A 12,282-nucleotide genomic window follows, 5' to 3' on the forward strand; every position below is an offset into this window, starting at 1 on the left:
GTCCGAAGAGCCGGTTATCGCCACGGCGGTGATGCGCGCACGATAGTCGCCCGTTGTCCACGTCCCCGCGCTCATAGAAAGAACCTAGCTGGGAGGACCCGATCGTTCCTCGATGAGCCCAACGGAGCGGGCGAGATGCCACGCTCAGCGAGGCTCGAGGAGGGGCACGCCGACGCCGCGTAGACTCGGGAGCTGTTCGACCAGGAGGACCCATGCGGATCACAGGCCTCGGCCACGCCGGAATGTTCATCGAGACGACGGGCGGCAGCATCCTCTGCGACCCGGTGATGGGCCCGAGCTTCTTCGGCTCGTGGTTCCCGTTCCCCGACAACCGCGGCCTGGACTGGGAGCGCTTCGGGAAAGCCGACTTCCTCTACATCTCGCACCGCCACCGCGATCACTTCGACCCGGCGCTGCTGGAACGGTACGTGCCGAAGGACATTCGCGTCCTGCTCCCGGAGTACCCGACGGATGACCTCGAAGTGGACCTGCGCCGCCTCGGCTACGACAACATCGTCTACACCCAGGCGGGGCAGACTCTGGAGTATCCCGGCGGCCTGAAGATCATGGTGACGCCGCTGCGTGCGCCGAGCGACGGCCCGATCGGCGACTCGTCGCTGAGCGTCGACGACGGCACCGCGAGCATCCTCAACCAGAACGACTCGCACCCGCTCGACCTCGAGCGCCTGCTCTCGTTCTCCAAGCCCGACGCGTACTTCACGCAGGTCTCCGGCGCGATCTGGTGGCCGATGGTCTACGACTTGCCGCAGGACTCGAAGCAGCACTTCGCGCAGCTGAAGCGCGACGCGCAGAACAAGCGCGCGATGTACTACATCGAGAAGGTGGATGCCGAGCACGTCTTCCCCATGGCCGGCCCGCCGATGTTCCTGCGCGAAGACCTGTTCCGCTTCAACGGGTGGGGTCTGGAGGACGACTCGATCTTCACCGATCAGCGTCAGTTCCTCGCCCACATGCGCGCAGAGCGGCCCGATCAGAAGGGCTACGAGTTCGTGCCCGGCACGCAGGTCGACCTCAACGGTGGCACGATCGAGATCACGCAGACCCTCTACACGCCGGATGAGATCGACCGGGTCTTCGACGACAAGTGGGCGTACCTCGCCGAGCAGCGCGACAGCCGCCAAGCGGAGGTCATCGCGGAGATCGAGACGCGGGCCGAGCCGATGGCACCGGATGAGATGCTCGCCGCGTTGCAGGAATGGTGGGAGCCGCTGCTGCGTCGCGCCCGCACGATCCGCACCGGCGTCGGCGGCAACGTCCGCTTCCGCATCGGCGAGCTCGACATGCTCGTCGACTTCCCCAAGGCGAAGGTGCGGGAGTACGCGGGGGAGGAGTGCATCTACTGGTACACGATCCCCGCCGATCTCGTCTCCACCAACATCCGTGATCACGAGATCGACTGGTCGAACTCGATCTTCCTGTCGATGCAGTTCGAGGTCGGCCGCAGCGGCAAGTTCAACGAGTTCCTCACGACCTTCCTGAAGTGCCTGTCCCGCGACCGCATCGAGTACGTCGAGAACTGGTATGCGGAGCAGTCCGATCAGACCGAGGACGCCGAGATCGGCGAGTGGACCGTCCAGCGCCGCTGCCCTCACCTGCGCGCCGACCTCACCAAGACCGGCAAGATCGAGGACGGCGTGCTCACCTGCGCCCTCCACGACTGGAAGTGGGATCTGGCGAGCGGGCAGTGCCTCACCGCACCGGGCCACCCGATCCGCGCGTCGCGCGTCGTCGAGACGGCATCGGCGCGCACCGCCTGATACCTCGCCGAGGCGCGTTCACGTCGTCAGAATGCGTTTCGCACGTTTCTTGAGCCGTACCGGCGAGGTGGTGACGACGCGCCAGCGGTGATCGGTGCCGTGCCACGGTGGGGCTTTGACCTCGGGAACCCCGCCGTTCATGCGGATCTGCCACCCGACCCGGTCAAGGAACCGGTGGTGGTACCAGCACAACAGGACGCCGTTGTCGGTGTGCGTGAGACCGCCCCGGGCATGTTCGGTGACGTGGTGGATCTCGCACCAACCGGCAGGAACGCCACAGCCGGGGATGATGCACCCGCCGTCGCGAAGTGCGATCGCGCGACGCTGGTGCCGGTTGAAGACGCGCTCCTCGATGCCGATGGCGACGATCCTGCCGTCTGCCCGGCTGCTGATGCGCTGGACGGCACCCGCGCACGCGATGTGACGGGCGGCCGCCACGTCGACCGGCTGATCGCATCCCTGCGCGTGCGCGAAGCCCGTACCCGCGACGAGATCGTCGGCGTCGACGGAGACCACGAGAGTCGGCGCATGTCCGCCGATCGTCGGCAGGAGGCCGCTGGATGCCGCAACGCCGAGCGCCGCAGCGAGCGCATCGTGCTGTTTCTGCGCACGAGTCCGGTCGTCACGGGCGGGGAGCGGCTCATCGTCCGTCGCGGCGGGATCGTCGAAGGCGACGGCGGGGGACAGGTGCGCATCGAAGATCGTCTGCAGCTGCGCGGCCACCTCCGGCAAGAGCGTTCCGCGGATCGGAACTCCACCCGCGGTGGCCACCCCGAGCACGACCGAGCGCTTCCGCTCCGCGATCCGCTCGCGCGGCTCGGCGCCGTCCTGGTCGAGAGCGAGAGCCCAGGTCTGCGCGTGGATGCGCAGGAGTTCGGCACACGCGGGCGGTGCGGCATCCGGGCCCTCACCGCGCGCCTCGGCGACAACGATGTCCGCGGCATCCCTCCGCGCGGCAGCGGAGACGCGCGGCGCTGTCTGCTGGAGCGGACCCGTGATCGCCAGAATGCCGTCGACGCCGATGACGCCGTCGACCATCGCCGCGCGCACGGATGGGAAGGGTGCCTCGAGCACCTCACCGGTCGTCGGCGACACATCGGACCGCACCGCTGCGGCCGCCCGCTGCAACCGCGCGGCCGACCGCGGCTCGATCCGCGTGAGCGTCTGCAGCAGCTGCGTGACGTCGCGGCATCCGAGGTGCGAGGTCATCCGCTCGTCACGCACGGGGTTGTCCGAGCGTCGCATGACCTCGCCGGTCGCGTCGATCAGGAGCGCCTCGAGCAACCGGCCGACCTCGGCGATGGCGGCGATCTGCCGAGCGAGCTCGCATTCGGTGCCCCGCTCGAAGACACGGTTCGAGACCGCCGCACGCAGCACGTCCACGACCAGCGAACGCAGGTCATCGAGGCGCTGTGCGAGGAGATCCATACCCTCATTCTGCCGAGGGCCTCCGACATCACAGGCTGGAAAAGTCCAGATCGAGAGAGAAAACATCACATGTCGCGTGAGAGTGTTCTCATGCGATTCATCGGCCTGCCCTAGAGTGAGCGCGACCATTGCGCCCGGGTGCGCGAGGGGAGCTGTGACATGAGAATCGACCCGCTGCACCTCGTGGACGTCACACGCCTGCGCGCGGCGTCGTTTTGGTCGGTGACGCTGCTGGTCCTCGCCCTCACCGCCGCCCGCGCAGGCGTGCGGCGCGCGATCGCGCCGGGGAGACCCACAACCTGAAGCGCCGCCCGGGTCGGGTAGAGTGGGACCGAACCACAGCAACCTTTAACCCCGTCCCGTGAGGCGGAGAAGGGAGCGGCGGATGAGCACCGGTAACACGCGTACCGTGATGCAGACAGCCGACATCGCCCGCGCACTGACTCGGATCTCCCACGAGATCCTGGAGTCCAACAAGGGGGCCGACGATCTCGTCCTCCTCGGCATCCCGACCCGGGGCGTGACGCTCGCCGGACGCATCGGCGCCCTCCTCGGCGACATCTCCGGCACCTCCGTGCCGGTCGGTGCCCTCGACGTCACGATGTACCGCGACGACCTGCACCGAAATCCCACTCGCACTCCGCATCCCACGCAGATCCCGGCGGGCGGCGTGGACGGCAAGACCGTCGTCCTCGTGGACGATGTGCTCTTCTCCGGTCGCAGCATCCGTGCGGCCCTCGACGCGCTCGGCGACATCGGCCGGCCGGCCGCCGTGCGGCTCGCGATCCTCGTCGACCGCGGACACCGCGAGCTGCCGATCCGGCCCGACTTCGTCGGCAAGAACCTGCCGAGTGCACGCAGCGAGCGGGTCAACGTGCACCTGGCCGAGGTCGACGGCATCGAAGAGGTGACGATCGCGTCATGAGGCACCTGCTCGACACCCGGACGCTCTCCCGAGAGGATGCCCTGCGCATCCTCGACGTCGCCGAAGACATGCGCGACACCCAGTCGCGCGAGATCAAGAAACTGCCGACCCTGCGCGGCAAGACGATCGTCAACCTCTTCTTCGAGGATTCCACCCGCACCCGCATCTCGTTCGAAGCCGCGGCCAAGCGCCTCTCCGCCGACGTCATCAACTTCTCCGCCAAGGGCTCCAGCGTCAGCAAGGGGGAGTCGCTGCAGGACACCGCCCAGACGCTGCAGGCGATGGGCGCGGATGCCGTGGTCATCCGCCACGGCGCCTCCGGCGCTCCGCAGACGCTCGCGACCAGCGGCTGGATCACCGCCGGCGTCGTCAACGCCGGAGACGGCACCCACGAGCACCCTACGCAAGCGCTCCTGGACGCGTTCACCATCCGCAAGCGCCGCTTCGGCGACGACAGCCGTGGCCGCGACCTCGCCGGTGTGCGGGTCACGATCGTGGGGGACATTCTGCACTCGCGCGTGGCCCGCTCCAACGTGTGGCTGCTGCACACGCTCGGAGCCCAGGTCACCCTCGTCGCTCCGCCGACGCTGGTTCCACAGGACGTGTCGCGGTGGCCGGCTCGCGTCGTCTACGACCTCGACGAGGCGCTGTCCGCCCGGCCTGACGCCGTCATGATGCTGCGAATCCAGCTGGAACGCATGAACGCGGCATATTTCCCGACTGAACGGGAGTATTCCCGTCGATGGGGACTGGACGCGAGGCGTCTGGCCACTCTCGCGGACGGTAGCATTGTGATGCACCCGGGCCCCATGAACCGGGGCCTGGAGATCTCCGCCGACGCCGCCGATTCCCCCCGATCGACCGTGCTCGAGCAGGTCGCGAACGGCGTGTCGGTGCGGATGGCGGTGCTGTACCTGGTGCTGGCCGGAGAACGTTCCGGCGAGCGCGACACGAACGCAGAGGAGCACACCCCGTGACGGTTCGACACCCCCCGGCGCGCCCGACGATCATCCGCGGGGCCCGTATCGGCGACGGGGCGACGACGGATCTCCTTCTCGAAGACGGCCGGATCAGTCAGGTCGGCAGCGGCCTGAGCCGCGCCGGCGCCGACATCGTGGATGCCGACGGCCTGATCGCCCTGCCGGGCCTGGTCGATCTGCACGTGCACTTGCGCGAGCCCGGCTACGAGGCGTCGGAGACGGTGCTCACCGGCTCGCGCGCCGCGGCCGCCGGTGGCTTCACGACCGTTTTCGCCATGCCGAACACCTCGCCCGTCGCCGACACCGCCGGCGTCGTCGAGCAGGAGCTCGCCCTCGGCGAAGCGGCCGGCTACGTGCACGTGCAGCCGATCGGCGCCGTGACCGTCGGCCAGAAGGGCGAGCGGCTCGCGGAGCTCGGTGCGATGGCGTCCTCGCGGGCCCGCGTGCGCGTCTTCAGCGACGACGGCTTCTGCGTCTTCGACCCGCTCATCATGCGTCGCGCACTCGAATACGTGAAGGCATTCGACGGCGTCGTCGCCCAGCACGCGCAGGACCCCCGCTTGACCGAGGGCGCCCAGATGAACGAGGGCTCCGTGTCGGCCGAGCTCGGCCTGACCGGATGGCCGGCGGTCGCCGAGGAGTCGATCATCGCCCGTGACGTCCTTCTCGCCGAGCACGTCGGCTCGCGTCTGCACGTGTGCCACCTCTCGACGGCCGGTTCGGTCGACATCATCCGGTGGGCAAAGAAGCGCGGGGTGAACGTGACCGCCGAAGTCACCCCCCACCACCTGCTGCTGACCGAGGAGCTCGTGCGCGGCTATGACGCCCGCTACAAGGTCAACCCGCCGCTGCGCCGCGACGAGGACGTGCAGGCGGTGCGCGAAGGCCTCGCGGACGGCACGATCGACATCGTCGCGACCGACCACGCGCCGCATCCGGCGGAGGCGAAGTCGTGCGAGTGGCAGGCGGCGGCCAACGGCATGGTCGGGCTGGAATCCGCCCTGCGCGTCGTGCACCAGGCGATGGTGCAGACGGGGATGCTGTCCTGGGACGACGTGGCCCGCGTGATGTCGGCCGCCCCGGCGCGCATCGGACGGCTCGACGACGCCGGCACGCCGCTGGCGGTCGGAGCTGCGGCATCCCTCACGCTGTACGACCCCGCCCCGACGCGGACGTTCGGCCGCGACGACCTGCGGGGCCGGAGCGTCAACTCGCCGTACCTCGGACGGGAGCTTCCCGGCGAGGTGCGGTGGACGTTCTTCCGCGGAGCCGCGACGGTCACCGACGGCGTCGTGGCCCCGACCATGGGGGAGGAGCGCGCATGAACCGCGAGGGTGCCCTTCTCGTCATGATCGCCGTCGCGGTCGCCCTCCTGGCGCTGGGAGCATTCGCCTGGCGACGACGATCGCGGCGGGATGCCGGGATCACCGCCCCCTTCGGGGAGGTGCCGGATGCCGCCGCCGTCCAGACCGTGGCGACCGGCTTCTACGTCGCCACGACCCGGCACGGCGAGGCGCTCGAACGACTCGCCATCCGCGGACTGGGCTTCCGCTCGCGCGTCGACGTCACGGTCACCGACCGCGGCGTGGCGCTGGACCTCGTCGGCCAGCCGCGGATGTTCATCGCCACCGATCGCATCGCCTCCGTCAGCCAGGCCACGACGGCCATCGACCGCGTCGTCGAGCCGGGCGGTCTCGTGCGCCTCGCCTGGCGCACCGACGGGACGACCGAGACGGTCGACAGCTACCTCCGCCCGCAGGACCAGTCCGCTCAAGGACTCGCCGCTGCGATCACCGCCATCCTGCAGCCTTCGACCCCGACCGCGACAGACCAGACCTCCACCACTTCGACGGGAAATGCCGCATGACCTTCTTGCTCGACCCCGCCGTCCTCGTCCTCGAAGACGGCTCCCGCCACCCCGGACGCGCCTACGGCGCCCGGGGCACGACTCTCGGCGAAGTCGTCTTCTCCACCGGCATGACCGGCTACCAGGAGACGCTCACCGACCCCTCCTACGCGGGACAGATCGTCCTGCAGACCGCGTCGCACATCGGCAACACCGGAATGAACGGCGAAGACCCGGAGTCCCGTCGCATCTGGGTCGCCGGCTACATCGTGCGCGACCCTTCGCGCGTCGTGTCGAACTGGCGCGCCGACGAGTCGCTCGACGACGCCCTCATCCGTGACGGCATCGTCGGCATCGCGGGCGTCGACACCCGCGCCATCACTCGCGTACTGCGGTCTTCGGGCTCGATGCGCGGCGGCGTGTTCTCGGGCGAGGCCGCGACGCTCGACCCCGAGGAGCAGCTGCGCATCGTGCGGGAGGCACCGCAGATGGCGGGACAGAACCTGTCGGCTGAGGTGTCGGTCCGCGAGGTCGAGGTCACGCCCGCAGCAGAGAATGTCGAACGCCTCGGCGCGCTCGCGGTCCTCGATCTCGGTGTCAAGCGCGCGACCGTGCTGAACCTCGCGGCCCGCGGGTTCGACGTGCACGTGCTGCCGCAGTCGGTCACGATCGACGAGATCCGCGCGATCGATCCGGTGGCGGTGTTCTACTCGAACGGTCCGGGTGACCCGGCGGCATCCGACGACCACGTCACGCTGCTGCGCAACGTGCTCGACGACGGCCTGCCCTTCTTCGGCATCTGCTTCGGCAACCAGCTGCTCGGGCGCGCGCTCGGCTTCGGCACCTACAAGCTGCCGTTCGGACACCGCGGCATCAACCAGCCGGTGCTCGACAAGCAGACAGGCCGGGTGGAGATCACCGCCCACAACCACGGCTTCGCCGTCGATGCGCCGCTGGAGGGCGAGACCCTCAGCCCGAACGGCTACGGCCGCGTCGAGGTGAGCCACGTCGGGCTCAACGACAATGTCGTGGAGGGGCTGCGCGCACTGGACATCCCGGCGTTCAGCGTGCAGTACCACCCCGAGGCCGCCGGCGGCCCGCACGACGCCAACTACCTCTTCGACCGCTTCGCCGACATGGTGCGGTCGCACCGCGCCGCGGCATCCAGCCATGTCCCACTTTCTGCTGCCTCCGCAGGCTCCGGAGAGCACCAATCGGGACATCAAGGGACAGAAGTGGGACACGCACAGCAAGAAGTGGGACACGAAGGAGAGGGCAAGAACTGATGCCCAAGCGCGACGACATCAAGAGCGTCCTCGTCATCGGCTCCGGCCCGATCGTGATCGGTCAGGCCTGCGAGTTCGACTACTCCGGAACCCAGGCGTGCCGCGTGCTGCGCGAGGAGGGCGTGCGCGTCATCCTCGTGAACTCGAACCCGGCGACGATCATGACCGACCCCGACTTCGCGGACGCGACCTACATCGAACCCATCACGCCCGCCGTGATCGAAACGATCATCCAGAAGGAGAAGCCGGACGCGATCCTGCCGACCCTCGGCGGACAGACGGCCCTCAACGCGGCGATGGCCCTTCACGAGCAGGGGATCCTCGAAAAGTACGACGTCGAGCTCATCGGCGCCAAGGTCGACGCCATCCGCAAGGGTGAGGACCGTCAGATCTTCAAGCAGCTCGTGCTGGATGCCGGGGCCGACGTCGCCCGCAGCGTCATCTGCCACACGATGGACGACCTGATCGCCGGCGCCGCCGAGCTCGGCTACCCCCTCGTCGTGCGGCCCTCGTTCACAATGGGCGGCCTCGGCTCGGGCTTCGCCTACGACGAGGACGACCTCCGCCGCATCGGCGGCGCCGGCCTGCGCGACTCGCCGACCACCGAGGTGCTCCTGGAGGAGTCGATCCTCGGGTGGAAGGAGTACGAGCTCGAGCTCATGCGCGACATGGCCGACAACACCGTCGTCGTCTGCTCGATCGAGAACGTCGACCCCGTCGGCGTGCACACGGGCGACTCGATCACGGTGGCGCCCGCGCTGACCCTCACCGACCGCGAGTACCAGAAGCTCCGTGACATCGGCATCGACATCATCCGCGCCGTCGGCGTGGACACCGGCGGCTGCAACATCCAGTTCGCCGTCGACCCGGCATCCGGACGCATCATCGTCATCGAGATGAACCCGCGCGTCTCGCGCTCGTCGGCGCTCGCGTCGAAGGCGACGGGATTCCCGATCGCCAAGCTCGCCGCGAAGCTCGCCATCGGCTACCGCCTCGACGAGGTTCCCAACGACATCACCCAGGCGACGCCGGCGAGCTTCGAGCCGACGCTCGACTACGTCGTCGTCAAGGTGCCCCGCTTCAACTTCGAGAAGTTCCCGAACGCCGACGCGACGCTGACCACCACCATGAAGTCGGTCGGCGAGGCGATGGCCATCGGCCGCAACTACACGACGGCGTTGCAGAAGGCGCTGCGCTCGCTGGAGAAGCGCGGATCGAGCTTCCACTGGGGCGAGGAGCCCCGCTCGGTGGAGGAGCTGCTGGAGATCGCGAAGACGCCGACCGACGGCCGCATCGTGACGCTCCAGCAGGCGATGCGCAAGGGCGCCACGATCGCGCAGGCCTTCGAGGCCACCAAGATCGACCCGTGGTTCCTGGACCAGATGGCCCTCATCAACGAGGTCGCTGCGTTCGTGCAGGCGGCGCCCGAGCTGGATGCCGCGACGCTGCGTCTCGCGAAGGAGCACGGCTTCAGCGACGCCCAACTCGCGCAGCTGCGCGGCGTCACGGAGGCGGAGATCCGCGGAGTGCGCTATGGCCTCGGCATCCGCCCGGTGTACAAGACGGTCGACACGTGCGCGGGGGAGTTCCCGGCGCTCACGCCGTACCACTACTCGAGCTACGACCACGAGACCGAAGTCACGCCGAGCGAGCGCACCAAGGTCGTCATCATCGGCTCGGGGCCCAACCGCATCGGTCAGGGCGTCGAGTTCGACTACTCCTGCGTGCACGCCTCCTTCGCCCTCTCGGATGCCGGCTACGAGACGATCATGGTCAACTGCAACCCGGAGACGGTGTCGACCGACTACGACACGAGCGACCGGCTCTACTTCGAACCGCTGACGCTCGAGGACGTGCTCGAAGTGCTGCACGCCGAGGCGAAGTCGGGGACCATCCTGGGCGTCGTCTGTCAGCTCGGCGGCCAGACCCCGCTGGGCCTTGCGAAGGGCATCGAGGAGGCCGGGTACACGATCCTGGGAACCTCGCCCGCCGCGATCGACATCGCCGAGGAGCGCGAGCTGTTCTCGCAGCTGCTCGACCGGGCCGGACTGATCGCCCCGCGTCATGACACCGCCATCGACGAGGCGGGCGCCGTCGCGATCGCCGAAGAGATCGGCTACCCCGTGCTCGTGCGCCCCAGCTTCGTGCTCGGTGGCCGTGGCATGGAGATCGTCTACGACACCGAGAGCCTGCGCGACTACTTCGTCCGCACCGCCGGCGAGGTCGTCATCGAAGAGGGCAAGCCGCTGCTGGTCGACCGCTTCCTCGACGACGCGATCGAGCTCGACGTCGATGCGCTCTACGACGGTCACGAGCTCTACATCGGCGGCGTCATGGAGCACCTGGAGGAGGCCGGCATCCACTCCGGCGACTCGTCGTGCACGCTGCCGCCGATCTCGCTCGGTCGCACCGAGATCGACCGCGTCCGTGCCGCGACTCATGCGATCGCGGAAGGCGTCGGTGTTCGCGGCCTGCTGAACGTGCAGTTCGCCGTCTCGGCCGGGGTCCTCTACGTCATCGAGGCGAACCCGCGGGCTTCGCGCACCGTGCCGTTCGTGTCGAAGGCGCTCGGCATTCCGCTCGCCAAGGCCGCCTCGCGCATCATGGCGGGCGCAACCGTGGCCGAGCTGAAGGCCGAGGGGCTGCTTCCGCTCGTGGACGGATCGCGCGTGCCGCTGGATGCCCCCGTCGCTGTCAAGGAGGCCGTGCTGCCGTTCAAGCGTTTCCGCACCGCCGACGGCCACACCGTCGACTCGGTGCTGGGCCCGGAGATGCGCTCCACCGGCGAGGTCATGGGCATCGACCGCGACTTCCCGACGGCGTTCGCGAAGAGCCAGGCCGCGGCGTACGGCGGCATGCCGACGTCGGGGACCGTGTTCCTGTCGGTCGCCGATGACGACAAGCGCGCCGTCATCCTGCCGGCCCACCGCCTGCAGGAGCTCGGCTTCCGCCTCATCGCGACCGAGGGCACCGCCGAGATCCTGGCCCGTAACGGCATCCGCGTCGGTGTGGTGGGCAAGTACTCCGAAACGCAGGAGTCCGGCGAGCGCAACGTCGTCGATCTCATCAACGCCGGGGAGATCGACATCGTCGTGAACACCCCGTCCGGAGGAATCGCCCGTGCCGACGGGTACGAGATCCGCGCGGCGGCGGTGGCGGCCGACAAGGCATTGTTCACCACGATGGCCGTCCTGGGCGCCGCCGTGAGCGCACTGCCCGTCCTGCGTGAAGGCTTCTCGGTGCGCAGCCTCCAGGAGTATGCGCGCGACCGGTCGGACGCTCTCGCCACCGCCGAGCAGCGGGCGGCCGTGTGATCTCGTCCGGTTCTCGACTGCCGTTCGGCTCTCGACTTCAGAAGGCCGTCGCGGCGCGCGGACGCCTGTGCGTCGGCATCGACCCCCACGAAGCGCTCCTGCGCGAGTGGGGTCTCGGTGTCGACGTCGCCGGCGTCCGCGAGTTCGGGCTGCGCACGGTGGATGCCGCGGCATCCACCGTCGCCGTCGTCAAGCCCCAGGTCTCGTTCTTCGAGCGATTCGGCTCGGCCGGCTACGCCGCCCTCGAAGAGGTGATGGCGGCGGCGCGCGCCGCGGGTCTGCTGGTGATCGCCGACGCCAAGCGGGGCGACATCGGCACCACGATGGACGCGTACGCCGCGGCGTGGCTCACGCCCGGCTCTGCGCTGGAGGCCGATGCGCTGACCGTCAGCCCGTATCTGGGCGTGGGTGCACTGTCGTCGACGTTCGCGTACGCGCTCGCGCACGACAAGGGCGTCTTCGTCCTCGCCGCCACCAGCAATCCCGAAGCCGCGGGACTGCAGTCCGCCCGGCGTGGGCAGGAGACGGTGGCCGCGACGGTGGCCGCCGAGGTCGTCGCCGCTGATCCGACGGGTGCCGACGAGTGGGCGTCGCTGGGGCTCGTCGTCGGCGCGACGGTCGATCTCGCCGCGCTCGGGCTGCGTGCGTTCGAGCGTCCGGTTCCGCTTCTGGCGCCGGGCTTCGGCGCGCAGGGGGCGCAGCCGGCCGACCTCCCGCGTGTTTTC

General features: G+C 69.2%; 10 protein-coding genes. 9 read left to right on the plus strand and 1 reads right to left on the minus strand.

Translation table 11 applies throughout. The annotated features are described in order from the left end of the window. Nucleotides 1-212 precede the first annotated feature (212 nt). Nucleotides 213-1,778, plus strand: coding sequence for a Rieske 2Fe-2S domain-containing protein (locus BGN98_RS04350; RefSeq protein ID WP_288119805.1), 1,566 nt, complete (start codon nt 213-215; stop codon nt 1,776-1,778). Between the two features lie 18 nt (nt 1,779-1,796). Here the strand turns inward: BGN98_RS04350 and BGN98_RS04355 are convergent, their stop codons facing one another. Next, nucleotides 1,797-3,206 (minus strand): HNH endonuclease signature motif containing protein, encoded by a 1,410-nt coding sequence (locus tag BGN98_RS04355; RefSeq protein WP_288119807.1) that lies wholly within the window; start codon nt 3,204-3,206, stop codon nt 1,797-1,799. A 159-nt stretch (nt 3,207-3,365) separates the two neighbouring features. Here BGN98_RS04355 and BGN98_RS04360 point away from each other — a divergent pair, with 159 nt between their 5' ends. From BGN98_RS04360 to pyrF, 8 genes are all read left to right on the plus strand, one after another. Beyond that, on the plus strand, nt 3,366-3,509 hold the full coding sequence (locus tag BGN98_RS04360; protein WP_155947559.1) for a hypothetical protein: 144 nt from the start codon (nt 3,366-3,368) through the stop codon (nt 3,507-3,509). An 82-nt stretch (nt 3,510-3,591) separates the two neighbouring features. Continuing rightward, nucleotides 3,592-4,131 (plus strand): bifunctional pyr operon transcriptional regulator/uracil phosphoribosyltransferase PyrR, encoded by a 540-nt coding sequence (gene pyrR, locus BGN98_RS04365; RefSeq protein ID WP_061683460.1) that lies wholly within the window; start codon nt 3,592-3,594, stop codon nt 4,129-4,131. Continuing rightward, nucleotides 4,128-5,108 (plus strand): aspartate carbamoyltransferase catalytic subunit, encoded by a 981-nt coding sequence (locus BGN98_RS04370; RefSeq protein ID WP_061683459.1) that lies wholly within the window; start codon nt 4,128-4,130, stop codon nt 5,106-5,108. The genes pyrR and BGN98_RS04370 overlap by 4 nt, the downstream gene beginning before the upstream one ends. Then, a complete protein-coding gene (locus tag BGN98_RS04375; protein ID WP_288119810.1) occupies nt 5,105-6,436 on the plus strand; it encodes a dihydroorotase in 1,332 nt (443 codons plus the stop codon). Before BGN98_RS04370 ends, BGN98_RS04375 begins: the two co-directional genes overlap by 4 nt. Then, on the plus strand, nt 6,433-6,978 hold the full coding sequence (locus tag BGN98_RS04380) for a PH-like domain-containing protein (protein WP_288119812.1): 546 nt from the start codon (nt 6,433-6,435) through the stop codon (nt 6,976-6,978). Before BGN98_RS04375 ends, BGN98_RS04380 begins: the two co-directional genes overlap by 4 nt. Further along, nucleotides 6,975-8,243, plus strand: a complete 1,269-nt coding sequence (gene carA, locus BGN98_RS04385; protein ID WP_288119814.1) for a glutamine-hydrolyzing carbamoyl-phosphate synthase small subunit — start codon at nt 6,975-6,977, stop codon at nt 8,241-8,243. Before BGN98_RS04380 ends, carA begins: the two co-directional genes overlap by 4 nt. Continuing rightward, nucleotides 8,243-11,557: a carbamoyl-phosphate synthase large subunit gene (gene carB / locus BGN98_RS04390; protein ID WP_288119816.1), complete on the plus strand. Its 3,315-nt coding sequence runs from the start codon at nt 8,243-8,245 to the stop codon at nt 11,555-11,557. The genes carA and carB overlap by 1 nt, the downstream gene beginning before the upstream one ends. After that, on the plus strand, nt 11,554-12,282 hold a 729-nt coding region (gene pyrF, locus BGN98_RS04395; protein WP_288119818.1), incomplete at its 3' end, for an orotidine-5'-phosphate decarboxylase. The genes carB and pyrF, both read left to right, overlap by 4 nt.

It is taken from the genome of Microbacterium sp. 69-7, from assembly GCF_001897985.1.
In the GTDB taxonomy this organism is placed as follows: Bacteria; Actinomycetota; Actinomycetes; order Actinomycetales; family Microbacteriaceae; genus Microbacterium; species Microbacterium laevaniformans.

Coding starts and splice junctions, on each gene's coding strand:
- BGN98_RS04360 (WP_155947559.1), top strand. CDS start 3,366: ATGAGAATCGACCCGCTGCACCTCGTGGACGTCACACGCCTGCGCGCG.
- BGN98_RS04370 (WP_061683459.1), top strand. CDS start 4,128: ATGAGGCACCTGCTCGACACCCGGACGCTCTCCCGAGAGGATGCCCTG.
- BGN98_RS04355 (WP_288119807.1), bottom strand. CDS start 3,206: ATGGATCTCCTCGCACAGCGCCTCGATGACCTGCGTTCGCTGGTCGTG.
- carB (WP_288119816.1), top strand. CDS start 8,243: ATGCCCAAGCGCGACGACATCAAGAGCGTCCTCGTCATCGGCTCCGGC.
- BGN98_RS04350 (WP_288119805.1), top strand. CDS start 213: ATGCGGATCACAGGCCTCGGCCACGCCGGAATGTTCATCGAGACGACG.
- carA (WP_288119814.1), top strand. CDS start 6,975: ATGACCTTCTTGCTCGACCCCGCCGTCCTCGTCCTCGAAGACGGCTCC.
- pyrR (WP_061683460.1), top strand. CDS start 3,592: ATGAGCACCGGTAACACGCGTACCGTGATGCAGACAGCCGACATCGCC.
- BGN98_RS04380 (WP_288119812.1), top strand. CDS start 6,433: ATGAACCGCGAGGGTGCCCTTCTCGTCATGATCGCCGTCGCGGTCGCC.